The organism is Bradyrhizobium xenonodulans (genome assembly GCF_027594865.1).
GTDB lineage: Bacteria > Pseudomonadota > Alphaproteobacteria > Rhizobiales > Xanthobacteraceae > Bradyrhizobium > Bradyrhizobium xenonodulans.
Window position 1 is genome coordinate 725,056 of the sequence record NZ_CP089391.1, and the last position, 24,817, is coordinate 749,872.

At 65.5% G+C, this 24,817-nt stretch carries 24 protein-coding genes; 10 read left to right on the top strand and 14 right to left on the bottom strand.

Going from position 1 to position 24,817, the window contains the following annotated elements; translation table 11 throughout:
- Positions 1-63: 63 nt before the first annotated feature.
- From modC to mepA, 5 genes are all read right to left on the bottom strand, one after another.
- Complete coding sequence (gene modC, locus I3J27_RS03465) at positions 64-726, bottom strand: molybdenum ABC transporter ATP-binding protein (protein WP_270165222.1); 663 nt, start codon at positions 724-726, stop codon at positions 64-66.
- A gap of 2 nt (positions 727-728) precedes the next feature.
- Entirely contained in the window at positions 729-1,424 is a 696-nt protein-coding gene (modB, locus tag I3J27_RS03470) for a molybdate ABC transporter permease subunit (protein WP_270165224.1), read from the bottom strand.
- A 32-nt stretch (positions 1,425-1,456) separates the two neighbouring features.
- Entirely contained in the window at positions 1,457-2,242 is a 786-nt protein-coding gene (gene modA, locus I3J27_RS03475; protein ID WP_270165226.1) for a molybdate ABC transporter substrate-binding protein, read from the bottom strand.
- 193 nt (positions 2,243-2,435) lie between these two features.
- A complete protein-coding gene (locus I3J27_RS03480; protein ID WP_270165229.1) occupies positions 2,436-2,939 on the bottom strand; it encodes a hypothetical protein in 504 nt (167 codons plus the stop codon).
- 160 nt (positions 2,940-3,099) lie between these two features.
- On the bottom strand, positions 3,100-4,044 hold the full coding sequence (mepA, locus tag I3J27_RS03485; RefSeq protein WP_270165230.1) for a penicillin-insensitive murein endopeptidase: 945 nt from the start codon (positions 4,042-4,044) through the stop codon (positions 3,100-3,102).
- A 451-nt stretch (positions 4,045-4,495) separates the two neighbouring features.
- On the opposite strand from mepA, the gene I3J27_RS03490 reads away from it, so the two are divergent.
- Positions 4,496-6,664, top strand: coding sequence for a putative bifunctional diguanylate cyclase/phosphodiesterase (locus I3J27_RS03490; protein WP_270165232.1), 2,169 nt, complete (start codon positions 4,496-4,498; stop codon positions 6,662-6,664).
- Between the two features lie 168 nt (positions 6,665-6,832).
- Here the strand turns inward: I3J27_RS03490 and I3J27_RS03495 are convergent, their stop codons facing one another.
- A complete protein-coding gene (locus tag I3J27_RS03495) occupies positions 6,833-7,984 on the bottom strand; it encodes an acyl-CoA dehydrogenase family protein (RefSeq protein WP_270165234.1) in 1,152 nt (383 codons plus the stop codon).
- Between the two features lie 161 nt (positions 7,985-8,145).
- Positions 8,146-9,045 (bottom strand): LysR family transcriptional regulator, encoded by a 900-nt coding sequence (locus tag I3J27_RS03500; protein WP_270165236.1) that lies wholly within the window; start codon positions 9,043-9,045, stop codon positions 8,146-8,148.
- Positions 9,046-9,225: 180 nt separating this feature from the next.
- Between I3J27_RS03500 and I3J27_RS03505 the strand changes: the two genes are divergently transcribed.
- The 5 genes from I3J27_RS03505 to I3J27_RS03525 all read left to right on the top strand — a co-directional run bounded on the left by I3J27_RS03505 (position 9,226) and on the right by I3J27_RS03525 (position 12,575).
- Positions 9,226-10,419: an arabinose transporter gene (locus I3J27_RS03505; protein ID WP_270165238.1), complete on the top strand. Its 1,194-nt coding sequence runs from the start codon at positions 9,226-9,228 to the stop codon at positions 10,417-10,419.
- Positions 10,416-11,198, top strand: coding sequence for a carboxymuconolactone decarboxylase family protein (locus tag I3J27_RS03510; protein ID WP_270165240.1), 783 nt, complete (start codon positions 10,416-10,418; stop codon positions 11,196-11,198). Before I3J27_RS03505 ends, I3J27_RS03510 begins: the two co-directional genes overlap by 4 nt.
- A gap of 125 nt (positions 11,199-11,323) precedes the next feature.
- Positions 11,324-11,719, top strand: coding sequence for a (R)-mandelonitrile lyase (locus I3J27_RS03515; RefSeq protein WP_270173028.1), 396 nt, complete (start codon positions 11,324-11,326; stop codon positions 11,717-11,719).
- 57 nt (positions 11,720-11,776) lie between these two features.
- On the top strand, positions 11,777-12,166 hold the full coding sequence (locus tag I3J27_RS03520) for a putative quinol monooxygenase (RefSeq protein WP_270165242.1): 390 nt from the start codon (positions 11,777-11,779) through the stop codon (positions 12,164-12,166).
- 55 nt (positions 12,167-12,221) lie between these two features.
- The gene (locus tag I3J27_RS03525; RefSeq protein ID WP_270165244.1) at positions 12,222-12,575 is read left to right on the top strand and encodes a DUF1330 domain-containing protein; all 354 of its coding nucleotides are present in this window, start codon (positions 12,222-12,224) and stop codon (positions 12,573-12,575) included.
- Between the two features lie 89 nt (positions 12,576-12,664).
- On the opposite strand, the gene I3J27_RS03530 is transcribed toward I3J27_RS03525, so the two are convergent.
- Positions 12,665-13,885, bottom strand: a complete 1,221-nt coding sequence (locus tag I3J27_RS03530; protein ID WP_270165246.1) for an MFS transporter — start codon at positions 13,883-13,885, stop codon at positions 12,665-12,667.
- A gap of 243 nt (positions 13,886-14,128) precedes the next feature.
- On the opposite strand from I3J27_RS03530, the gene I3J27_RS03535 reads away from it, so the two are divergent.
- Both I3J27_RS03535 and I3J27_RS03540 read left to right on the top strand, forming a co-directional pair.
- Entirely contained in the window at positions 14,129-15,382 is a 1,254-nt protein-coding gene (locus I3J27_RS03535; protein WP_270165248.1) for a serine hydrolase domain-containing protein, read from the top strand.
- 161 nt (positions 15,383-15,543) lie between these two features.
- Positions 15,544-15,957 (top strand): SRPBCC family protein, encoded by a 414-nt coding sequence (locus tag I3J27_RS03540; RefSeq protein WP_270165250.1) that lies wholly within the window; start codon positions 15,544-15,546, stop codon positions 15,955-15,957.
- Between the two features lie 206 nt (positions 15,958-16,163).
- On the opposite strand, the gene lepA is transcribed toward I3J27_RS03540, so the two are convergent.
- Entirely contained in the window at positions 16,164-17,975 is a 1,812-nt protein-coding gene (gene lepA / locus I3J27_RS03545) for a translation elongation factor 4 (RefSeq protein WP_270165252.1), read from the bottom strand.
- Between the two features lie 114 nt (positions 17,976-18,089).
- Between lepA and I3J27_RS03550 the strand changes: the two genes are divergently transcribed.
- Complete coding sequence (locus tag I3J27_RS03550; RefSeq protein WP_270165254.1) at positions 18,090-19,715, top strand: glycosyltransferase family 39 protein; 1,626 nt, start codon at positions 18,090-18,092, stop codon at positions 19,713-19,715.
- Positions 19,716-19,840: 125 nt separating this feature from the next.
- Here the strand turns inward: I3J27_RS03550 and I3J27_RS03555 are convergent, their stop codons facing one another.
- The 5 genes from I3J27_RS03555 to I3J27_RS03575 all read right to left on the bottom strand — a co-directional run bounded on the left by I3J27_RS03555 (position 19,841) and on the right by I3J27_RS03575 (position 23,835).
- On the bottom strand, positions 19,841-20,158 hold the full coding sequence (locus I3J27_RS03555) for an HPr family phosphocarrier protein (protein WP_270165256.1): 318 nt from the start codon (positions 20,156-20,158) through the stop codon (positions 19,841-19,843).
- Positions 20,155-20,556, bottom strand: coding sequence for a PTS sugar transporter subunit IIA (locus I3J27_RS03560; protein ID WP_007597752.1), 402 nt, complete (start codon positions 20,554-20,556; stop codon positions 20,155-20,157). Before I3J27_RS03560 ends, I3J27_RS03555 begins: the two co-directional genes overlap by 4 nt.
- A 197-nt stretch (positions 20,557-20,753) precedes the next feature.
- On the bottom strand, positions 20,754-21,215 hold the full coding sequence (locus tag I3J27_RS03565) for an HPr kinase/phosphorylase (RefSeq protein WP_270165276.1): 462 nt from the start codon (positions 21,213-21,215) through the stop codon (positions 20,754-20,756).
- Positions 21,212-23,014, bottom strand: a complete 1,803-nt coding sequence (locus I3J27_RS03570) for a sensor histidine kinase (protein WP_270165278.1) — start codon at positions 23,012-23,014, stop codon at positions 21,212-21,214. Before I3J27_RS03570 ends, I3J27_RS03565 begins: the two co-directional genes overlap by 4 nt.
- A gap of 119 nt (positions 23,015-23,133) precedes the next feature.
- The gene (locus I3J27_RS03575; RefSeq protein WP_008542552.1) at positions 23,134-23,835 is read right to left on the bottom strand and encodes a response regulator transcription factor; all 702 of its coding nucleotides are present in this window, start codon (positions 23,833-23,835) and stop codon (positions 23,134-23,136) included.
- A 241-nt stretch (positions 23,836-24,076) separates the two neighbouring features.
- Here I3J27_RS03575 and I3J27_RS03580 point away from each other — a divergent pair, with 241 nt between their 5' ends.
- A complete protein-coding gene (locus I3J27_RS03580; RefSeq protein ID WP_270165289.1) occupies positions 24,077-24,811 on the top strand; it encodes a HugZ family pyridoxamine 5'-phosphate oxidase in 735 nt (244 codons plus the stop codon).
- Positions 24,812-24,817: the final 6 nt, after the last annotated feature.

Below are 24,817 nucleotides of genomic sequence, written 5' to 3' on the forward strand. Positions count from 1 at the left end.
GCATGACAGCAGTGGTGAGGCGGAAGTTCGTAGCCCCGTTCGGTTTCATCCGAGCCATGTGAGCTACGTCAGCACCTTCACGCCGCCGAGCGACGTCACCCGACCCTGCTTCAGCATCACGATCTGCGTCGCGAGCTGGCGCAGCTCGGCGGCGTCGTGGCTGACATAGACCATCGGGACATTGGCCTCGTCGCGCAGCCGGACCAGATACGGCAAAATCTCGAGCTTGCGGCCCTCGTCGAGCGCGCCGAGCGGCTCGTCGAGCAGCAGCAAACGCGGCTTCGACAGCAGTGCGCGGCCGAGCGCGACGCGCTGGCGCTCCCCGCCGGAGAGTTTTCCGGGGCGGCGGCCGAGCAGGGCGCCGATGTCGAGCAGGTCGATGATGCGCTTGTGCTGGGCCGGATCGGGCGCAAGGCCGTTCATGCGCCGTCCATAGTCGAGGTTCTGCGCGACGTTGAGATGCGGAAACAGCCGCGCGTCCTGGAACACATAACCGATGCGGCGGCGCCAGGCCGGCACGTGGATGCCCGCGGCGGTGTCGTCGACCGTCTCGCCGTCGATCGCGATGGTGCCGCGGTCGGGCCGCAGCAGGCCTGCGATCATATTGACCAGCGAGCTCTTGCCGGCGCCGGATGCGCCGAACAGGCCGATGACGCGGCCCTCGCTGGCGAAGGACGCGGACAGCGAGAACTCGCCGAGCTGCTTTTCGATGTCGACGCGCAGCATGGTCAGTTCCCGTGCAGGCGCTGCGTGGCGCGGCGGGCGAACCATTCGGCGGCGATCAATGCGCCCAGCGCGAGCACGACAGAGACGATCACGAGCCGGCCCGCGGCGGCGTCGCCGTCCGGCGTCTGGATCAGCGAATAGATCGCGGACGAGATCGTCTGGGTCTCGCCGGGAATGTTGGAGACGAAGGTGATGGTGGCGCCGAACTCGCCGATCGCCTTGGCAAAGCCGAGCACCATGCCGGCGAGCACGCCGGGCAACGCCAGCGGCAGCGTCACCGTGAAGAACACTTTCCACGGGGCCGCGCCGAGCGTCTCGGCGGCCTGCTCGAGCCGGCGGTCGATCGCCTCGATCGACAGCCGCATCGGCCGTACTAAGAGCGGAAACGCCATCACGCCGCAGGCGAGCGCAGCACCGGTCCAGCGGAAGGCGAAGACGATGCCGAGATGCTCGGCGAGAAATCCGCCGACCAGGCCGCGGCGACCGAAGGTGAGCAGCAGCAGATAACCGGTGACGACCGGCGGCAGCACCAGCGGCAGATGCACCAGCGCGTCGAGCACCGACTTGCCCCAGAAATCACGCCGCGCGAGCAGCCATGCCAGCGCAATGCCGAACGGCGTTGCGACCAGCGTGGCAATGACGGCGACCCTGAGCGAGAGCAGGATCGCCGTCCATTCGGCGGGAGAGATGTCGAGCACGAAAAATCAGGTTGCGAAATCGGGTTGCGAAATCATGTTGTCGGGCTGACCAGGAATTTGAAGCCGTATTTTTCCAGAATGGTCTTGGCGGCGGTCGAACGCAGGAAGGCGAGATAGTCATTCGTCTCGGGTCTTGCGGTCGTGGTCGCGGCGACGGGATAGATGATCGCGGGATGCGAGTCCGCCGGGAAGGTGCCGACGATCTTGACGCCGGGCTCGACCTTGGCATCGGTCGAATAGACGATGCCGAGATTGGCCTCGCCACGGGCGACCAGCGTCAGCGCGGCGCGCACGCTCTCGGCCATGGCGAATTTCGGCTCGGCGGCCTGCCATGCGCCCAGCTTCTCCAGCGCGGCCTTGGCGTATTTGCCGACCGGCACGGACTTGACGTCGCCGGTCGCGATCCTGCCGTCGCCCGCGAGCTTGGCGAGGTCGAAGCCCTGCGCGATCGTGACATTGTCGATCTTGGACTCCTTCGGCGCGATCAGCACGATGCTGTTGCCGAGCAGATTGACTCTGGAAGGCTCGTTGATGGTCTTCTTGGAGATCGCGTAGTCCATCCAGTCGGTGTCGGCGGAGACGAACACATCGGCCGGTGCACGCTGCTCGATCTGCTTGGCCAGCACCGAGCTTGCGGCGTAGCTGACGCTGAACTTGACGCCGGTCTTGGCGGTATAAGCGGCATCGACCTCGTCTAGCGCATTCTTCATCGACGCCGCGGCAAACACGGTGATGGTCTTGTCCTCGGCGCTGGCAGGCGAGAGGCTCGCGCCCGCGAGGATCAAGAAAGCGGTGAAAAGTCCGGCGATACGAATCATGGATGCGCTCCGTGCGAGATCGCGCGCAAGAAGCACGCGCAAATCGGGCGTTGGTGGGTCAGGTCGCGACGGGCGGAAGCGCTGTTCCACGGGGCCTTGCGACGGCTTACGGCCGGCAGGGCTATCGCTACCCTTGAAGATAGCAGGCCGAGGCTTTAGGGCAAAGGCGACCGTTTGTCTAACCAGGCCGCCCTTATTGCGCCGGCAGGATCGCAATCGAGAGCGAATTGTCGCTGGCGCCGCTGACCTGAAGCACGAAGGGCTGCGCCGACAGCTCGTATTTCATGGTTTTGCGGATGCCGTCGCAATCGGTGGCGCCGCTGAAGGCCACGGGCTTGAGGACATGGCCGTCCTGGACCACGTCCACCCAGGCCCCGGCCGAGAGGCTGATCGTGTAGAGCCCGGCCTTCGGCGGCTTGATGCCGGTGAAGCCGGCAAAGCTGCCCTCTTTCGGCGCCCGCTCCGGCGGCGTCGGCAGTTTTGCCTCCGCGGGCGCAACCAGTCCCAGCGTGATGGCGGATGACGGCAGCGCGGCCTGCTCGCTCCCCGATGCCAGCCTGGCGCGGTCCGGCGCCGTCAGCGCCGCGCGCTCGCGTTCGATCGGCCATTTGAATTTATCGCAGCCGCTCGGTTCTTCGGCAGCCAGAGCGGACGTCGCGCCGAGCACGAGCCCAGCGAGGAAGGTGAGGATGCGCATGTCAAATCTCGTCGTTGGCCACGCGAACGGCGCGAGGCGTGCGGTCGGGCTTCGTTGGAGAACGGGATGCGCATCCCGGAATGCCGCGGGCTTACGGCACGGCGGCGAAGGCTATCCTAGCCCATTCCAGAGCAGAGGGGCCAGCTGGCTGACGCACTTGTTACGGCTTCGCATCGCCCGCATGCAGCACCGCCTTGCACGCCGCCGGCATCTGCGCCAGCGTCATCGGCGGTTTTGGCTTCGGCGGCTCCGGCGGCGGCTTTGGGTGCAGCACGGCGTCGGAGAACCAATAGGCGAGATCGGCGGGCTTGCAGCCCTCGTCCTCGGGCTGCGACGGCTGGCCCTCGCAGTCGCCGGCGCCCGCCGGGCAGCGCATGCGGATGTGGAAGTGGTAGTCGTGGCCCCACCAGGGGCGGATCTTCGACAGCCATGAACGGTCGCCCTTGGCCTCGCGGCACAGCGCCTTCTTGATCGCGGCGTTGACGAAGATGCGTTGCACGCCCGGCTCCTGCGCCGCATCGCGTAGCACCAGCACGTGGCCTGTCGAAAACACCTTCGGATCGATGTCGAGCCGGTCCTGCCGCACCATCATCACCGCCGACATCTCCTCGCGCTCCTCGCGCGACAAACGACGGTCCGGCATCGGCGTCAGCCAGATGTCGGCATCGAGACCGATCTGGTGGCTGGCGTGGCCGGAGAGGGCGGGCCCGCCGCGCGGCTGGCCGATGTCGCCGACCAGGATGCCGGGCCAGCCGGCGTCCTTGTGCGCCCGGGCGGCAAGGCGCTTGATCAGCGCGATCATCTCGGGATGGCCGTAGTTGCGGTTGCGCGACAGCCGCATCACCTGCCAATTGTCGCCGTTGAGCGGCATCTGCATGGCGCCGCCGATGCAGCCCTTGGTGTAGGAGCCGATGACATGCGCCGCCCCCTTCGAGGGCAGCAGTTTTCGCGCGAACAGCTCCCTGGCGCCAATGGTGGGATCATTGGGATTGGCGAGCGGCGGCAGCGGTTTTGGGGTGACGCTGCCCTTGTCCTGGGCCAGCGCGCCGCCGGCGGCCAGGAGCGTCATGAAGAGCAGGAGAGGGGCGAGGCGGCGGGGACTCATGCTGACGATCCTATCGCGAATCGCCGTCAGGGTTCGTCCGAAAGTCGGAGTTTTTGTGCCGGCCGGGCGCATTTTTAAGGGTGCGATAACCGTATCCTGCATTGACCAAAATTCGTGCGCGGGAACGGGGGCGTTTTTCCCCTGCATGCAAGCTGATGCGTTTTCGGAATTGAATCATGAATAGCGCGTATATTTACACCACGTCTGTTGCTGGTCTGTGTCCGGTTGCGGCGACACGACAGGTTTCGCGCGTCCCGTGACGCTGCCGCGCCTCTCAAACAGGCAAACCGGTCCGGTCCATAGCCCCCGCGGGACGTGGCGGCGGCCGGCGAGGCCGCCCGAGATTACTTTTTTTTCAGACACTTGCCCCAAAACTTGCGACCGCTGGGCGCGGCTAGGACGAGTGAAGTTGAGTTTGGGGTCTCGAAAAACAACAAAGCGAAAGCGAAGCGTGCTCGCCCGGGCCGGCCGACAGCCGCGCAAGCCGCGCTTTGCGCGCGCGCCTCATCCGCCCACCGAGCGCGACCAGCTCGTCTCGAGCCGTGCGGAAGCCGAGGCGGCCATCGCTGAAGCGCGCAAATCGCATGAGCGGCTGCGGCAGGCCGTCGACATGCTGCCGCAAGGCATCGTGATTCTCGATCCCGAGGGCCGCTACGTCCTCTGGAACAAGCAATATGCCGAGATCTACAGCAAGACCGCCGATCTGTTCGCGGAAGGCGCGCGCCTGGAAGATACGCTGCGCGTCGGCGTTGCCCGCGGCGACTATCCGGAAGCCGCCGGCCACGAGGACGAGTGGATCGCCCAGCGGCTAAAGAAGCTCTACGAGCCCGGCGCACGCCACGAGCAGACGCTGTCGGACGGCCGCGTCATCCTGATCGAGGAGCGCCGCACCGACGACGGCGGCGTCGTCGGCCTGCGCGTCGACATCACCGAGTTGAAGCAGCGCGAGGCTTCGTTCCGCCTGCTGTTCGACGGCAATCCCGTGCCCATGATCGTCTGCGCGCTCGACGATGAGCGCATCCTCGGCGTCAACGATGCCGCGATCGCCCATTACGGCTACAGCCGCACCGAGTTCGAGCGGCTGAAGATCCGCTCCCTTCAGGCCTTCGACAGCGAGCCGCCATGGGCCGTCGATCGCTCGGGCGAGGAGCAGGCCGGGCGCACCTGGAAGCACGTCAAGGCCGATGGCGCGCTGATCGACCTTGCGATCTATTCGCGCGAGCTGACCTATGCCGAGCGGCCGGCGGTGCTGCTCGCGCTGATGGACATCACCGAGCGCAAGCGCGCCGAGGCGCGGCTCGCCTTCATGGCCCAGCACGACGGGCTCACCGGCCTGCCCAACCGCAATCTGCTGCGCCAGCAGGTCGACGAGATGCTGCTGCACTCGAGGCGCAGCTCCGACAAGGTCGCGCTGTTGATGCTGGGGCTGGACAATTTCAAGTCGGTCAACGACACGCTCGGCCACGCCGTCGGCGACAAGCTGCTGCGCGGCGTCGCCAAGCGGCTGCGCTCCACGCTGCGCGAGGAAGACGCGCTGGCGCGCCTGAACTCGGACGAGTTCGCGGTCGTGCAGAGCGGCCTGACGCGGCCCGAGGACGCCGTGATGCTGGCAAAGCGCCTGCTGGAGGCCATCGCCGATCCCTATCTGCTCGACGGCCATTCCGTGGTGATCGGCGCCTCCATCGGCATCGCGATGGCGCCCGGCGACGGCGATGATTCCGAGAAGCTGCTCAAGAGCGCCGACATGGCGCTGTCGCGTGCCAAGCTGGATGCGCGCGGCACCTTTGCCTTCTTCGAGGCCGCACTCGATGCCAAAGCGCAAAGCCGCCGCAAGATCGAGGTCGAGCTGCGCGACGCGATTCAGAACGACGTGCTGCGGCCCTATTATCAGCCGCTGATCGACCTCCAGAGCGGCCGCATCACCGGCTTCGAGGCTTTGGTGCGCTGGCCGCATGCCGAGCGCGGCATGGTCTCGCCGGCCGAGTTCATTCCGGTCGCCGAGGAGACCGGCCTGATCAATCCGCTCGGCGGATTGATGCTGCGCCGGGCGTGCCTGGATGCCGTGACCTGGCCGGACGACGTCCGCGTCGCCGTCAATCTGTCGCCGCTCCAGTTCCGCAGCGGCAATCTGCTGTCGGTGGTGACGGACGCGCTGAAGCATTCCGGCCTGCCGCCGCGGCGGCTCGAGCTCGAGATCACCGAGACGCTGCTCTTGGAGAAGAGCGCGCAGGTGCTGGCGACGCTGCATGCGCTGCGCGCGCTCGGGGTGCGCATCTCGATGGACGATTTCGGCACCGGCTATTCCAGCCTCAGCTATTTGCGCAGCTTCCCGTTCGACAAGATCAAGATCGACCAGTCCTTCGTGCGCGATCTCGGCGCCAACCGCGAGGCGCAGGCGATCATCCGTTCGATCGTCAGCCTCGGCAAAGGCCTCGGCGTCATCATCACCGCCGAGGGCGTCGAGACCGAGGCCGAGCTGAGCTGCCTGCGGGCCGAAGGCTGCGACGAAGGCCAAGGCTTTCTGTTCAGCAAGGCCCGGCCGAATATCGAGATCATCAGCCTCTTGGCGGCGCAGCGCGGCATCGATTCCGCGGACGAGGATGCTGCGCTGGTGGCGTGACGTAAAGCGCGCCGCTCTCTCGGTTAACCTCTCCCGCCTGCGGGAGAGGTCGACGCGAAGCGTCGGGTGAGGGCTTTCTCCTCTTGGGGACTCTCGATTGTGGAGACACCCTCTCCCCAACCCTCCCCCGCCAGCGGGGGAGGGAGCGCAGCGCCGTTGTGGCTGCCGTCAGCCTCCCGCGAGAATCCCCTTCCCCACATCCTCGTAATGCGTGTCGCGCGCCTGGATCTGCTGCGTGATAGCGTGCATGTCGCGAAACCGCCGCTCGAACGGATGCTTTCGAAACACCGCGGTCGCGCCGGCCATGTGATAGGCGGTGTCGACCACTTTTGCCGATTGGTGGATGGTCCAGGTCGCCGCCAAGCGAACCGCGCTGCGATGCGCGGCGCTGAACTCGCCGGTTACGCAGAGGTCGTGCCACATCGCGTTCGCCGTCGCATAGAGATAGGCGCGCGCGGCGCGCCAATCGCCCTCGGTGCGGCCGATCAGGCCCTGGACCGACTGGTTGTCGCGCATGGCACTGGCGGCGAGCGATTGGTGCTTTGCCCGCGCCAAGGCGATGGCCGCATCCAGCGTCGCGCGGGCGACGCCGAGCGAGACCGCGGCAAAGCCAAGAGAGAAGGTCGAACCGATCCCGATCCTGTAAAGAGGACTCTGCTCACGCAGCGCAGACGGCACGTCACGGAACGCGGTGAACCGCTCGGGGATGAAGAGGTCGCTCACCTCATAGGAATCCGTGCCGGTGCCGGCCAGCCCGATCGCCTCCCAGACATCGTGCAGCACCGCGCTCGCCGCAGGAAACAGGATGGTCCGCACCTCCGGCGACCCGTCGGGATTTTTGCGCGGCACCCCGTCGCTACCAACGATCCGCACATGCGCCCCCAGCCAGCTCGCCTGCCGCGAGCCCGAGGCAAAATCCCAGCGCGCCGTGACGCGATAACCACCGTCGACGCTGCGCGCCTCATGCGCGATCGCGCCCCAGGCGAGGATGCCGGGTGCGGTGTTGAAGATCTCCTGCGCGGTGTCGTGGTCGAGCGTCGCCGCGATCATCGCGCAGACGCTGCACTGGCCGAGGCACCAGGCGGTCGAAGCATCCGCCTTCGCGATCTCCTCCAGCATCTGCATGAAGGTTTCGATGGGGGCTTCCGCGCCGCCGAGGCTTTGCGGCAGCAGCGCGCGATAGAGCCCGTTCTCGATCAGCGCGTTGACGACGGCCGGCGTCAGCCGCCGCGTCCGCTCGATCTCATCGGCCTCGCCCGCAATCAGCGGCGCGAGTGCCCGCGCGCGTTCGATCAGACCAACCTCGGGAGCTGCGTTCATCCGCGTTTCCTCGCCCCTTCTGTCGTGAGCGGTGAGACGCGATGGTGGTCGATTTGGCGGGGAGGATCAAGGTGGCCCCGATCGTCATTCCGGACCCGCGCCAGGCGATGCGCCCCGGAACGACGCTCGACTTCAGCCGGGCCATTCGCAGACCCGGCGTCCTACCGTCCGCGATATCGGAGCGCCTCGACCAGCACCGAAAAGGCGGAAGAAGGCTGCCGCCGGCTCGGATAGTAGAGGTGATAGCCCGAGAATGGCGGACACCAATCCGAAAGCACCCGGACCAGCCGGCCCTGGGAAACATGTGGCTGCACGTGGCCCTCCGTCAGGTAGGCGAGGCCCAGGCCCTTGAGCGCTCCATCCAGCAGAAGGCCCGCGCTGTTGAACACCAGCTGTCCCTCCACGCGCACCTTGAGCTCGCGCCCGTTCTTCTCGAACTCCCAGGCGTACAGGCTGCCGCCATGGGTCGGCAGGCGGAGGTTGAGGCAGTTGTGATGCGTCAGGTCTCGTGGCGTCTTTGGCCGTTTGCGCTCAGCGAAGTAAGAGGGTGAACCGACGACCGCCATCCGCAGGTCCGGACTGACGCGCACGGCGATCATGTCCTTGGCGACGAGCTCGCCCGGCCGGATGCCGGCGTCGACCTGCTGCGCCACGATGTTGGTGAGCCCGTAGTCGATCACGATCTCGACATGGATGTCGGGGTACTTCGGCAGGATCTTGCCGAGGGCGGGCAGCAAGATCGCGGCGGCGGCGTTTTCCGTCGCCGTCAGACGAACGGTTCCCGCCGGCTTTTCGCGGAGTTCGCCGAGCGCGGCAAGATCGACATCCATCTCGTTGAACTTGGGCCCAATGCTGAGGAAGAGCCGTTCGCCAGCCTGGGTTGGGGTGACGCTGCGCGTCGTCCGGTTCAAAAGCCTGACGCCGATACGCTCCTCGAGATTTCGAATGATCTGGCTCAGGGCAGACTGCGTCATGCCGAGTTTCGCTGCGGCACGGGTGAAATTGCGCTCCCGCGCCACTGCGAGGAAGGCCAGCAGGTCGCTCGCGTCTTCTCGCTGCATTGATAAGTCGTCCTAATGACTGCATGCGAAATCTATCACCTAATCGCGGGCGAACGAAAGTCTTAGGTTCGGACCAGCCGTCTGGTGGCGCCACCGTCCCGGAAGGCCAAGGACCGATGACCGAAGGGATCGAGGATCCCACCCCGCAGGAGCTGTGATCACCGCATGTCCGTAACAGCCATGCAGGAGCCCGCCGCCGCCCCTCGCATCGCGGCGAGCTTGCTGCCGATCATGGGGGTGGTCTTCGTCGCCTTTCTCGTCATCGGCCTCGCCATGCCGGTTCTTCCACTTCATGTGCACGATGGATTGGGGTTCGGCACCTTCGTCGTCGGACTCGTCGCCGGCAGTCAGTTCGCAGCTTCGCTGATCTCCCGACCGTGGGCGGGCCATTATTCGGATAGACGTGGAGCGAAGCGCGCCGTCGTTGTCGGCCTGCTCGCGGCCGCGGCTTCCGGGGTGCTCTATCTGGTGTCGCTCGGCTTCAGCGATGCGCCGCTGAAATCGGTCGCGATTCTCCTGCTGGGGCGGGCGCTGCTCGGCGCCGCCGAGAGCTTCATCATCACGGCCGCCGTGAGCTGGGGACTGGCGCTCGCCGATGCCGGGAGCGCGGGCAAGGTCATCGCCTGGGTTGGCTCCGCGATGTTCGCGGCGTTCGCCATCGGCGCGCCGGCAGGCTCCGCTCTCTATGCCGCCTACGGCTTTGCTGCGATCGCAGGCGCCACGGCCGCAGCTCCGCTGCTTGCTCTGCTGCTCGTCGCGCCGCTTCCGGCCGTTGCGCCGGTGCAGCACGCCCGCTTCTCGTTCGCCGAAGTGATCGGCGCGGTCTGGGTGCCGGGCCTCGGCTCTGCCCTCGCCAGCGTGGGTTTCGGCGCGGTGACCACATTCGTCGCCCTGCTGTTCGCGAGCCGCGGATGGAGCAACGGCTGGCTCGCCTACACGGCCTACGCCGTCGCCTTCATTCTGGCGCGGATGTTCTTCAGCCATGTCGCCGATGCGATCGGCGGCGCGAAGGTGGCGCTGGTCTGCGTGGCGATCGAGGCCGCCGGCCAGGCGCTGATCTGGCTGGCCGTCCGGCCCGAGATGGCCCTGGCGGGGGCGGCGCTCACCGGCTTCGGCTTCTCGCTGGTCTATCCGGGCTTCGGCGTCGAAGCGGTGCGGCGCGTGCCGGCGCAGAGCCGCGGCCTGGCCATGGGAGCCTATACCGCCTTTCTCGACCTGGCCCAGGGGCTCGCGAGTCCCGCGCTTGGATTGATCGCAACCGGCGCGAGGCTCAACGTCGTGTTTCTCGCCAGCGGCGCGACCGTCCTGTGCGCCGCGCTCGTCGCGTCGTGGCTGATGACCCACCCGACAACCGTTGATGGATGCCCGCAATGAGACCGCTTGCTGCGACCCTGTTTTCGTTCTGCCTGATCGCCGGCGGCGCCGTCGCCGATCAGGCATCCGCCGAAGGAGCAAACCGCATGTCGAAACCGGAAGACATCCGCGCCGTCGCGCCCGCGCTCGAGGATTATGCACGGAAGGTCGTGCTGGGTGATCTCTGGAAACGCCCCGGTCTTTCGCCGCGGGACCGCGGCATCGTCACGCTCGCGGCGCTCATCGCCCGCAATCAGACCGTCGAGCTGCCGTTCTATCTCGGTCTCGCGCTCGACAACGGCGTGAAGCCGGCAGAGGTCTCCGAGATCATCACCCACCTGGCGTTCTACACCGGCTGGGCGAACGCGATGGATGCGATCCCGGCGGCGAAGGAGGTCTTCAACAGCCGCAACATCGGGGCCGATCAACTGCCGCAGGCGTCGGGACCGCAGCTTCCGCTCGACGAGGCGGCGGAAAAGCAGCGGGCAACGCGGGTCGGCGAGCAGTTCGGCCAGACCGCGCCGGGCCTGGTCCAGTACACCACCGACGTGCTGTTCCGGGATCTCTGGCTGAGACCGGGTCTCGCGCCTCGGGACCGCAGCCTCGTCACGGTGAGCGCGCTCGTCGCAACCGGACAAGTCGCCCAGATCACCTATCACCTGAACCGGGCGATGGACAACGGACTGACACGGGGGGAAGCCGGCGAGGTGCTCGGCCATCTCGCCTTTTATGCCGGCTGGCCCAACGCCTTCTCGGCGGCGCCCGTCGTCAAGGACGTCATCGAGAAGCGCCCGCATTGAAGGAGCGGAGCAACAGGATGATCACACGCAGAGGCGTGCTCATCTGCGGCGGCGCCGCCGCTTCGATCGGAATTCGCGGAGCGCGGGCACGCACGCCGGAAGCACGAAAGGAATTTCGCGTGGATATCGACATCAAGAAAAACGGCTCCCGTCCCTCCCAGAAAGGCTCGGAAGACTGGTTCACCGGCACCGTCCGGATCGATCCGTTGTTTGCTGCACCCGATCCCGCGCGTGCCAGCGGTGGTCAGGTGACTTTCAAGCCCGGTGCGCGTACCGCCTGGCACACGCATCCGCTGGGCCAGACGCTGATCGTCACCGCCGGGCTCGGTTGGGTGCAGCGGGAAGGTGGTCCGGTCGAGGAGATCCGGCCCGGCGACGTCGTGTGGTTTCCGCCCGGGCTCAAGCACTGGCACGGCGCGTCGGCCACGACCGCGATGACGCACATCGCGATTCAGGAAGCCGTCGACGGCAAGAACGTCGATTGGCTCGAGAAGGTCAGCGACGCGCAATACCGCAAGTGAGTTGATGCCCCGACGAGACGTGATGCCGCCGTCATTGGCGCTGCGCAGGAGGTAACGATGAATACAAAGCACCTTCTGATCTTGGGTGCATCCATGCTGGCGTCTGCCCTGGTGGCGTCTGCCACAGCCCAGGAGGCACAGGGCCAGTACATTCAGCTCGCCGAGATCGAAATCGATCCCGCTCAGCTCGAAGCCTACAAGGCAGCGGTCAAGGAGCACATCGAGACCGCGGTTCGCGTCGAGCCGGGCGTCTTGGTGCTGTATGCCGTGTCAGACAAGGGCAGCCCGACCATCGTGAAGGTTTTCGAGATCTATCGCGACATCGAGGCCTACAAATCGCACCTCGAATCCGATCACTTCAGGAAATACAAGGCGACGACCGAAAAGATGGTCAAGTCGCTGAAGCTGGTCCGAACGGATGCCATCGCGCTCGGAGCGAAGAGCTGAGCGCTCATTCGGGAGGGCAGTGCTCATGAAAGGTCTGTTTGTCGCGGTCGGGGCCTTGGCCGCAGGCATCGTCATTGGTGCGCTGGAGAGCCACGGAATTCACGCGCAGGCCAACCGTCCGGTCTTCATGATCGAAGACAACACAGTGAGAAACCCCGACGGGTTTGCGAAAGAATTCGCTCCGCTCGCCCGGGACAGCGTCAAGGCCTACGGCGGACGCTATTTAGCGGGTGGAAGCGGGATCTCGATCGACGGCGACCCGCCGAAAGGCCGCGTCGTCCTGATCGAATGGGACAGCATGGAGCAGCTCACGAAATGGCGCCAATCGCCTGAGTACAAGCAAGCTCGCGCAGTCGGCGAGAAATACGGCAGCTTCCGTATCATCGCCGTCGAAGGCGCGGCGAGGTAAAGGCCGTGCCGGGTCAAGGCCGAGCCCGTTCGCGATCAGCGCGTTGAAACCTTGGTCGAAGCCCCGCGGTCTGTTCATGCGCGACCTCGTCAGGCCGCAGCGCGGCCAAGGTCGAGCTGTTGCCTGCGTCTGGTCGGGAAGCTCAGCGCCACCGCGACGGCGGCAAGCCCGATCGCGAAGGAGCCGGCGTGCAGCCAGGTATATTGCTGGAAACTGTCGAACACGAGCCCGCCGGCCCACGGGCCGAGTGCCATGCCGAGGCTCGCAAACGCCGAGACCGCGCCGAACACGGTGCCCATGATGCGCGCGCCAAAATATTCGCGGACCAGCACCGCATAGAGCGGCATCACGCCGCCATAGGCGAGGCCGAACACGACCGAGAGCGCGTAGAACTCGCCGAGCTGGGCTACTGCCAGATAGGTCGCGATGCACATGGCCTGCACGAGGAGGCCACCGACCAGCACCGGCTTGGCACCGATGCGATCGGCAGCCGCGCCCAGCAGCAGACGTCCGCCGAGCCCTGAGACGCCGGCGACGCTGTAGACCGTCACTGCTGTGAGCGGGGCGATGCCGCACACCATCGCATAGGACACCATGTGGAAGATCGGGCCGGAATGCGCGGCGCAGCAGGCGAAATGCGCCGCGGCGAGTGCGATGAATTGCGGCGTGCGCAGCGCTTGCGCCGCGGTCAGCTCGACATCCGGCGCCGCGTCCGCGCTTGCGGAGCCCGCCGCAGCCGGTGCCGGACGCACCAGAAAGCAGGCCGGGATCAGCAGCGCCCACGCAGCACAGCCGATCACCAGCATCGCGGTGCGCCAGTCATACGCCGTGATCAGCCAGCTCGCGGTCGGCGCGATCGTCACCGGCGACACGCCCATGCCCGCGGACACCAGCGCCACTGCAAGGCTGCGGTTCTTGTCGATCCATGCGCTCGCGAGCGCCATCATCGGCGCGTAAAAACTGCCGGCGGCAATGCCGATCAGCACGCCGAAGCAAAGCTGGAACTGCCACAAGCTGGCCGCCTGGCTCGCGGTGACGAGGCCAAGCCCCAGCAGAACGCTTCCCGAGAGGACCACGATGCGGGTGCCAAACCGGTCCGACAGCGTGCCCCACAAGAATGCGGCAACGCCCATGCAAAGAAAATCCAGCGTCGCCGCCGCCGACACGCCGGCCCGCGACCACCCCATCGCTTCCGAGATCGGTTGCAGAAACACCGCGAGCGACAGCATCGTGCCGAAGCCGACGCAGGTCATCAGCGCGCCCGCGGCGACAACGACCCAGCCATAGTCGAAGCGTGACGGCTTGCTCATGCGTTTCCTCAGCGCTTTTGGTTTTGTTGATCGTGCGCAGGAGGGATGGTGACCCAGATGCCGGCGGAGGGCAAGGCGGGCTGGGCGCACGCTGACATCGTCTACCCATCATGATAGCATGCGTCTCGTCACCGGCCTGCGAGGTTGCTCTCATAAGCGCACACACACACAGGAACGTGTGAGGAGGCAAGTGCAATGACATGGGACGCACTCTGCAGGCCGCGCGGTTGCCGCTGGCTTTTCATGCCTGTCATTTTCGCCGCCGTGGTCTCGGCACCTCCAGCATACGCACAGGACGGCCGAAGCTCTCCCCGCGAGCCGGGGCCGGTCTTTTCGGATAGCGGCCCGGATGCCGAACTCTACGGCGCGGCGTATGGCTATCCGGTCGGCGCGCGGGGGACGGCGACCCAGGTGGACAAGCTGGTCGGGGTCTACAGCCATTTCGGCGAGCTCTACCCTTCGCGCCCGGTCGGTCGCGCGACGGCGCCCTGGCAATTCAAACGCGCGCCGGAGCCATCGATCGCCTATAGTTTCGACAACCAACGGCTGAGCATCGCGGACTATCTCAAGCGCAACGCGGTGACGGGACTCCTGATCGCCAGGGACGACACCATCCTGTACGAGCACTATCAATATGCGCGGACCGACCAGGACCGCTTTCTCTCGCAGTCCATGGCGAAGACGCTGGTGGCCATGCTGGTCGGGATCGCGGTCTCGGAGGGACGGATCAAATCGATCGACGACCCTGTCTCAACCTACGTCTCCGGCCTTGCGGGAACGGAATATGGAAGCACATCCATCCGCGCCCTGCTGAACATGTCTTCCGGCGTCGAATTCTCGGAAGTCTATGACGGGCAGGACGACATCGCCCGGCTCGGGCGGGCCCTGTTCGTCGACGGGCCGAAAGATCCCGCGGCCATCGTTGCGCAATTCAACAACCGGACCGCGCCGCCGGGGACCAGATGGCACTATGCCAGCGTTGAAACCGAAATCCTCGGCCTGGTCCTGCGCGCCGCCACGGGCATGCCGGTTGCGGACTATCTCCACGACCGGATCTGGGATCCCATCGGCACCGAAGCGGATGCGTCGTGGGCGATCGACGGTACCGGGCAAGAGATTGGCTTTTGCTGCTTCAACGCGACCTTGCGTGATTATGCGCGCCTGGCCCGGTTGCTCGCACATGACGGCGCCTGGGAAGGTCGCCAGTTGATCCCCCGGCAGTGGCTGCTCGATGCCACGACCGTCAGACCAGGCGATGGCCATCTCGCTCCGGGCGTGGCCACATCCTATTTCGGCTACGGCTATCAGGTGTGGCTCCTGCCTGGCGAGCCGCGCAGATTTGCGCTGCTCGGCATCCGCGGTCAGGTCATCCTGGTCGATCCGGCCTCCAAGCTCGTCATGGTGCACACCGCGGTTCGCCAAAAGCCGTCCGAGCCGGGCGCCCTCAGGGAGCCGCTCGCGTTGTGGTTCGCCGTGCTTCAACAGCTCGGGCAATGAGGACCTGACGGCGCCTTAATCGCAGATATTCACGACGACCATGTCGGCGCCGACGGGTTTCGATCGTCCTTGGTTTACAATTCCCGGACGTGCCGCGGATGCCCGGCACACGGGACGTGATGCGTCACCTCGACTGCAAGAATTGAACTGGAGCAATGCCCATGAGAATCACCGTCGAAACCAGCGTCGCAGCCCCCATCGATCAGGTCTGGCATGCCTATACGACGCCTGCCGACATCGTGAAGTGGAATGCGGCGTCCGACGACTGGCATACGACCAAGGCGACGGTCGACCTGCGGGAAGGCGGCGCCTTCTCGTCCCGGATGGAAGCCAAGGACGGCAGCATGGGCTTTGACTTCGCCGGCACCTACACCAAGATCGTGGAACACAAGCGGATCGAATACGCGTTCGGCGATCGAAAGGCCGAGGTCGAGTTCGTGCCCGTCCCGAAGGGCATTGTCGTCCGCGTCGTCTTCGATGCCGAAGCGACGCACTCGGTCGAGCAGCAGCAAGGCGGCTGGCAGGCGATCCTCGACAATTTCGCGCGATACGTCGAGGCGAAGCAGAGGTCGTGATCGCTTACGGATCGGACGTGGACGCCTGCATCACACACCCTGCGATGCTGCCACCATACCCCTGTTTTGCCCGACGGAGCAAACAGGTTTCGTAAAAGGCGAAAAACCTCAATCGAAACAAGCCCCCGTCTACTGTGCATGGGGTTGTTTTCGCAGTTTTTGTTTGCCGGCCGCGGAGACGGGGCCGGCTCGTCCCGGGGGTCGCCTCAGCTATCCACCTTCAGCGCGGCGATGAAGGCTTCCTGCGGGATGTCGACCTTGCCGAACTGCCGCATCTTCTTCTTGCCTTCCTTCTGCTTCTCCAGAAGTTTGCGCTTACGCGTGATGTCGCCGCCGTAGCACTTGGCGGTGACGTCCTTGCGCAGGGCGCGGACGGTTTCGCGCGCGATCACCTTGCCGCCGATCGCCGCCTGGATCGGGATCTGGAACATGTGCGGCGGGATCAGCTCCTTCATCTTCTCGACCATGGCGCGGCCGCGCCCCTCGGCGCGGGTGCGGTGGACCAGCATGGAGAGCGCGTCGACCGGCTCGGCATTGACCAGGATCTGCATCTTGACGAGGTCGGCCGGCTTGTAGTCGGTGAGATGATAGTCGAACGAGGCGTAGCCCTTGGAGACCGACTTCAGCCGGTCGTAGAAGTCGAACACGACCTCGTTGAGCGGCAGATCGTATTTCACCATCGCGCGCGAGCCGACATAGGTCAGCTCCTTCTGCGAGCCGCGGCGGTCCTGGCACAGCTTCAGCACGCTGCCGAGATATTCGTCGGGCGTCATGATCGTCGCCTCGATCCAGGGCTCCTCGATCTCGGCGATCTTGACCACGTCGGGCATGTCGACGGGATTGTGAATCTCGATCTCGGAGCCGTCGTTCAGCTTCATCTTGTAGATGACGCTCGGCGCGGTCGCGATCAGGTTGAGATCGAACTCGCGCGACAGCCGCTCCTGGATGATCTCGAGGTGCAGCAGGCCGAGGAAGCCGCAGCGGAAGCCGAAGCCCAGCGCAGCCGAGGTCTCCATCTCGAACGAGAAGCTGGCGTCGTTGAGGCGCAGCTTGCCCATGGCGCCGCGCAGCGTTTCGAAGTCGTCGGCGTCGACCGGGAACAGGCCGCAGAACACCACGGGGATCGCCGGCTTGAAGCCCGGCAACATGTCGGTGACAGGCTTCCTGTCGTCGGTGATGGTGTCGCCGACGCGGGTGTCGGCGACTTCCTTGATCGCGGCGGTGATGAAGCCGATCTCGCCGGGGCCGAGCTCCTCGACCTGTGTCATCTTCGGCGTGAAGAAGCCGACGCGCTCGACGTCGTAGGCCGCACCCGTGCCCATCATGCGAACGCGGCTGCCCTTCTTCATGACGCCGTCGACGACGCGGATCAGCACGACGACGCCGAGATAGACATCGTACCAGCTGTCGACCAGCAGCGCCTTCAGCGTCGCATCGCGGTCGCCCTTCGGCGGCGGCAGGCGGGTGACGATGGCTTCCAGCACGTCCGGAACGCCGAGGCCGGTCTTGGCCGAGATCATCACGGCGTCCGAAGCGTCGATGCCGATGACGTCCTCGATCTGCTGCTTGATCTTCTCGGGCTCGGCCGCGGGAAGATCGACCTTGTTCAGGACCGGGACGATCTCGTGATTGTTGTCGAGCGCCTGGTAGACGTTGGCGAGCGTCTGCGCTTCGACGCCCTGGCTGGCGTCGACCACCAGCAGGGAACCCTCGCACGCCGCCAGCGACCGCGAGACTTCGTAGGCGAAGTCGACATGGCCGGGCGTGTCCATCAGGTTGAAGACGTAGTCCTTGCCGTCCTTGGCTTTGTACGCAAGGCGGACCGTCTGCGCCTTGATGGTGATGCCGCGCTCGCGCTCGATGTCCATGGAATCGAGCACCTGCTCCTTGCCCGCCATTTCGCGGTCGGAGAGGCCGCCGGTCATCTGGATCAGACGGTCGGCCAGCGTCGATTTGCCATGGTCGATATGGGCGACGATGGAGAAATTGCGGATGTTCGAAATGGGGACGGTCGTCATGGGCGCGGGATACCACTCACATCCCCGTGCGGCAACCATATTGCTGTATTTTCAGGGCCTTTGTTCACGCCAAGCTGATTCCACGCGGGCCCAAAACGCGCTACGCAACGCCCCATGTCGACCACCTCATTGCCATCTGCCAGCGCACGGGCGAAGACCCGCTTGAGCCCCAACCGCTTCCGGGCCTGGCTGGTCGCCTGCGCGACCCGCCCCGAGGCGCGCCTCTGGCTGGTGATCCAGCTCGCCATCCTGCACGCGGTGCTCTGGACCTTCATCCTGATCAATCTGAAGGCGGCGCAGGACGTTCACATGGACGTCGCAGAAGCCTATGGCTGGGGCCAGAAATTCCTGTGGGGCTATGGCAAGCACCCGCCTCTGTCGGGCTGGGTCGCCGGCCTCTGGTTCACAGTGTTCCCGGCGACGGACTGGGCGACCTATGCGCTGGCGATGGCGACCATCGGCGTCGGCATGGTGATCTGCTGGCTGTTGAGCTTGCGCGTGGTGGACGCACGGCGGGCGTTCCTGGTCGTGGTGATGGTCGCGCTCTACCCGATCTTCAATTTCAAGGGTTTCAAGTACAACCCGGACTTGCTCCAGCTCGTCACCTTGCCGCTGCTCGTGCTCGCTTTTCTCAACGCGTTCGAGAAGCGGAGCTGGCTATCAGGCATCTGGTTCGGGCTCGCCGGCGCGCTGGCACTGATGACCAAATATTGGGTGCTGACCATGATTGGCGCGATCGGCCTTGCCGCGCTGATCCATCCGGAGCGGCTGCGCTTCCTGCTGTCGCCGGCGCCATGGGTTGCGATTGTGACGATGGCGGTGGCGATGATCCCGCATGTCGTCTGGCTGGCAGAGGCGCATTTCGTGCCGCTGGCCTATGCCGGCGACACCTACAGCCTCGAGGATGCCGGCCTCGTGCATCAGCTCGTGGCCGGCTACGCCTTGCATAATATCGCGCTGCTGGCGCTGCCGGTGGCGCTGGCCGCGCTTGCGATGGCGCTGGTGCCGCCCTGGTTCACGCTGCTGCTGCGCGCGCCGTTGCGCATCGTCACGCGGGCCTGGGCGCGCGGCGCCAATCCGGGCGTCAATGTCGCGCAGGCGCTGAATATCTGGATCGTCCAGATCATCGTCGCGGTCGGGCCGCCGCTCGGCGCGCTGGTCTTCAGCATCTACATGAAGACCGATTGGGGCATCTCGCTGTTCTTCCTGGCGCCCTTGGCGCTGGTCGCAATCCCCGCGCTGCGGGTGCAGAGCGCGGTGCTGTTCAACATCGTCGCGATCTGGCTTGTGCTCAGCGTTGCCACGCTTGCCGCCTCACCCTGGATCGCCGCGCGCGAGATGGCCGCCAATGCCGGCAACACCGCGACTTATGGCGCGCGCTCGGAGCTTGCGCACGAATTGACGCAGGCCTGGCACACGCGCTTCGGCTCGCGCTGGGCGGTCGTCGCCGGCACCATGGAGTCGATCCAGCCGATGGTGTTCTACAGCCCGGATCATCCGGCGGCACTGATGCCGTTAGAGGCCTGGGATTCCGGCCTGACCTCGCGCGATGACGCCAAAAAATATGGCTTCATCGGCGTGTTCGATCCGACCGACGGCCGCTTGCCGGCGTTCGAGAAATGGGTGTCCGAGGTTGCGCCGAATGCCGAGCGCATCGTCATGACGACGCGCCGCTTCACCCACGGCAAGGCCGGCCCGTCGATGAGCTGGAATATCTACATCGCGCCGCCGGTGAAGTGATTGCGGCGGCGCAGGTCTCGTAGGGTGGGCAAAGCGTAGCGTGCCCGCCACGTCTCACGATTGTAGAAAGTTGGTGGGCACGGCGCGTCGCGCCTCTGTCCACCCTGCGGGACCGAGCGCGTGGCTCAGACCCCTTCCTCGTTGAACTTGCTCTCGACGAGCTCGGTAATCGCCGCGAGCGCGGCGTCCGCATCATCGCCGGCGGCCGCGACGGTGATCGTCGTCCCCGGTCCTGCCGCGAGCATCATCAGGCCCATGATCGAGGTGCCGCCGACGGTCTCGCCGCCACGCGTCACCCACACCTGCGCGTTGAAGCGCTCGACGGCCTGGACGAATTTCGCGGAGGCGCGCGCATGCAGGCCGCGCTTGTTGATGATCAGAAGCTCTTTGGAAATCGCGCCCGCGGGCACGCCTGTCCCCGCTTGTGACGCCTCGTCGCTCATTTGCCGGCGAGCACGCGGCTGGCGATGGTGACGTATTTGCGGCCTGCTTCCTGGGCCATGGCGATCGCGTCGGGCAGCGGACGCTCCTCGCGCACCTTGGCAAGCTTCACCAGCATGGGAAGGTTGATGCCCGCGAGGACTTCGACCTTGGGCCGGCTCATGCAGGATATTGCGAGGTTCGACGGCGTGCCGCCGAACATGTCGGTGAGGATCGCAACGCCATCGCCGGAATCGACGCGGTTAACCGCCTCGATGATGTCGCTTCGGCAGAGATCGGAATCATCTTCGGCGCCGATCGTGATCGCTTCGATTTGCTTTTGTGGGCCCATGACATGTTCAAGCGCTGCCTTGAATTCGTCGGCAAGGCGCCCGTGGGTCACAAGTACTAGACCAATCATCGGAAAACTCCTCGCGGGCGCTTTTGGTGCACCGCACGAACGCGCCACTTTGACCATCCAGAGCCCCCGCGCAAGAGGGGATGTTGCGTATCTCCCTGAATCTATACGGATGTATGAGGGGAGCTGCGCCGGTCTATTCGGTCGCGATAGTGGGGTTCATATGGTTACCATTTCCCTTCAAACAATCGCCTGAAGGGTTAACCCAAAGATGAACTCTTGGTAGTGGTCAAGGCCGCGACAACCAATGGGAGGGGTGAATAGCCGCGGCTAACCGGGATTCTAGGTATTTCGACACCGTAAATGCTTGTTTTCAGCGTTTCTGTCGCAGGCAGGCGTTCCGCGTCGGCTGCGTCCAGATCGACCACGAGGCCGACGGTCGCATGCTCCACGAAGTCGCAGCGGCGGATTCCGAGGCCCCGGATCTCGATCAGGCCGGTCAGTGTGGGAGCCGGACGGACCTGAATTTCATCGCCGACTGTCGCCAGATGGACACGGTCATCACCGACCAGAACGGCCCTTTCAACCACGCCTGATCGCCCCGCCATGATCAAATCGAAGGCAAGGCGCGACTTGCCGGAGCCCGAGGGCCCGCGGATCAGCACCGCAAAAGTCCCGATCTTGACGGCGGAGGCGTGAACGCTGGGGCCACCGTCGCTCATAGCGCCGGCAGCCTCACCACGAAGCGCGCGCCTGATACCGTCGGGACGCCTTCATCGTCCGGCGGGCCTGCGCGGTTCTCGGCCCAGATGCGTCCGCCATGGGCATCGATGATCTGCTTTGAGATCGACAGGCCGAGGCCGGAGTTCTGGCCAAAGCCCTGGTGCGGACGGTCCGTGTAGAAGCGCTCGAAGATCCGCTCCAGCGCGTCGTCGCGGATGCCGGGGCCGTCGTCGTCGACCACGATCTCGATCTCGGAGCGGACGCGGCGGCAGGTCAGGCGCACCTTGCTGCCGGCTTCCGAGAACGATTGCGCGTTGGCGAGCAGGTTGGAGACCACCTGCCCAAGCCGTGAATCGTGGCCGGTCACGGCGAACGTATCGGTCGGGCTGCGACCCTCGAAACGCGTCTCGACCGCGACGTCATGGCCGAGCTTGGTTTCGTTGGCGACGGACACCAGCGTCGTCAGCAGGCGGCGCAAATCGACCGGGACCGCATCCTGGCGCTGCAGTTCGGCGTCGAGCCGGCTGGCGTCGGAGATGTCGGAGATGAGGCGGTCGAGCCGCTTGACGTCGTGCTCGATCACCTCGAGCAGGCGCGCGCGGCTGGTCTCGTTGCGCGCCAGCGGCAGCGTCTCGACCGCGGAGCGTAGCGAGGTCAGCGGGTTCTTCAGTTCATGCGCGACGTCGGCGGCGAACATCTCGATCGCCTCGATGCGGCTGTAGAGCGCGCTGGTCATGTCGCGCAGCGCGCCGGAGAGATGGCCGATCTCGTCGCGGCGGCGGGTGAAGTCGGGAATCTCGATGCGGGCCTTGATGCGGCGGCGGACGCGCTCGGCGCTGTCGGCGAGCCGGCGCACAGGCCCCGCGATCGTGCTCGCCAGCAGCAGTGACAGCATGATCATGACCGTGGCGGCGACGCCGCCGACCTTCAGGATTGCGAGCCGCTCGGCCGTGACCATCTGGTCGATGTCGTCGCCCTGGGTGGACAGCATCAGTGCGCCGTGAATGGCGCGGGAGCGCAGCACGGGCACTGCGACCGAGACGATCACCTCGCCGCGCGCATTGACCCGCACCATCGAACGCTTCTGGCCCTGAAGTGCATCGGCGACTTCGGCATAGCCATTGCCGTTCTCGCGTCCAAGCTCGCGATACAGCGGCAGGTCGCCGCGGTTGATCCAGAGGCGCACCGAGGTCAGGCCGCGCTCGATCACGCCGGGCTTCGACGATGGCGGCGGCAACGGGAAGATCAGCACGTTTTCGAGGTCGCGGCTGTCGAGCAGCACCGTCCCGTTGGGGTCGAAGATCCGCGCGCGGGTCTTGGTCGGCGAGATCAGCGTGCGCAGCACGGGCGCCACGCGCTCCGGGCTGATCGGGAAGTTCAGCGCCGAATAATCGTCGGATTCGCCGTAGCTGTCGCCCAGCTTCAGATCGAGCAGCCGGTCGGGATCGACCGTGATCGCGTTGGTCTGCACGGTCGCCGACGCGCCGATTGCACCGGCGATGATCTCGGCCTGCACCAGCAGGCTCTGCGCGCGGGCGTCGATCAGGCCGGCGCGGAACTGCGAGAGATAGAGAATGCTCGCGACCAGCGCGACGAGGCCGGCGAGGTTGAGCGAGACGATGCGGCGGGTCAGGCTCGAGAAGGAGAGCGCGAAGAAATACTGACCGGCGCGCGTCAGCCAGGACAGCGGCCGCCAACCCTGCGTCGCCGGCTTGTCCTCGGCAACGTGCTCCGGAACGCCGTCGGGCGCGATAGCACCGGCGTTCTGGTTCTCGTCAGGCTGCGTTCGGTCAAGCAATGCTTACGCCCGCGTTAGGACATCTCGTGCGAAAGGGTCCCCGCATCCTAAAACCATCGCGGCCCTGATGGAATCAGAACCGGCGATGATCTCAGTCTTTCGTGAAGGCGTCTGCCGCCTCAGGCTTCCTTGAAGCGGTAGCCGACGCCATAGAGCGTCTCGATCATCTCGAACTCGTTGTCGACCACCTTGAACTTCTTGCGCAGCCGCTTGATGTGGCTGTCGATGGTGCGGTCGTCGACATAGACCTGGTCGTCATAGGCGGCGTCCATCAGCGCGTTGCGGCTCTTCACCACGCCGGGCCGGGTCGCGAGCGCCTGGAGGATCAGGAATTCGGTGACGGTCAGCGTCACCGGCTCGTTCTTCCAGGTGCAGGTATGCCGTTCCGGATCCATGCGCAGCAGGCCGCGGTCGAGCGCCTTGGCGTCGTTCTCCTTCGGCGCGACGGTCGGGTCCTTCGGCGCCGAGCGGCGCAGCACCGCCTTGACGCGCTCGACCAGCAGGCGTTGCGAGAACGGTTTGCGGATGAAGTCGTCGGCGCCCATCTTGAGGCCGAACAGTTCGTCGATCTCTTCGTCCTTGGAGGTCAGGAAGATCACCGGCAGGTCGGACTTCTGCCTGAGACGGCGCAGCGTCTCCATGCCGTCCATGCGCGGCATCTTGATGTCGAGGATGGCAAGGTCGGGCTGGGTGGTGCGGAAACCGTCAAGCGCGGAGGCGCCGTCGGTGTAGGTCATGATGCGGTAGCCTTCGGCTTCCAGCGCGATCGAGACGGATGTGAGAATGTTGCGGTCGTCGTCGACCAAAGCGATTGTGGGCATGAGCCTCTGCTTTCTGCTTTCCGTTTGGGTCGTGGCTTGAAACGGCGAGCAATCCACTGATGCGCCGCATACATGGGTGCCGAAGTTGGCGTTCGAACCTTGTCACCGAGCAATGCAAGCTGGGCTGAAGTGTGACCAAGTTCCACGAAACACGGCAGATTCGCCGCGTTTCGACCCATAACCTGACCCCCGTTTACCCGAAATATGACCCCTCTTGCAACCACCTGACCCGAGAAAGCCGATGCAACCGACCCCCGATTTCGACCCCGGAAAGCTTGCCAAATCGCTGCTCAGGCGCTCGCGCCAGGGGGCCTTGGCGACGCTGATGGCCGGCAGCGGCGACCCCTATTGTTCCCTGGTCAATCTGGCCAGCCATCCCGACGGCTCGCCAATCCTGCTGATCTCAGGCCTTGCCGTGCACACCATGAATATTGTGGCCGACAGCCGGGTCTCGCTGATGCTGGACGAGCGCGCGGCCGGCGATCCACTGGAGGGGGCCCGGATCATGCTGTCCGGTAGGGCGGAACAGGCCGAGGCAGACAAGGATCTGCTCCAGCGACGGTATCTCAATGCCCATTCGTCCGCAGAAGCCTTTGTTTCATTTAATGATTTTTCCTTTTTTCGAGTGCGGCCGACGGGAACCCATCTGGTCGCCGGCTTCGGCCGGATCGTCGACCTCAAGCCCCAGCAGTTCCTCACCGACCTCACCGGCGCCGAGGATTTGCTGGCGGCGGAGGAGGGGGCGGTCGCGCACATGAATGCCGACCACCGCGACGCCATGGGACTCTATGCAACAAAGCTCCTCGGCGCGGCGGAGGGCGACTGGCGCTGCACCGGCTGCGACCCCGAAGGCCTCGACATGCAGGACGGCCAGACCGCGCTGCGGCTGGACTTCCCGGAGCGCGTGACCAGTGGCACGGCGCTGCGCAAGATGCTGGTCCGTCTCGCTGGCGAAGCACGCACGAAGGTGGACTAGCGCGCA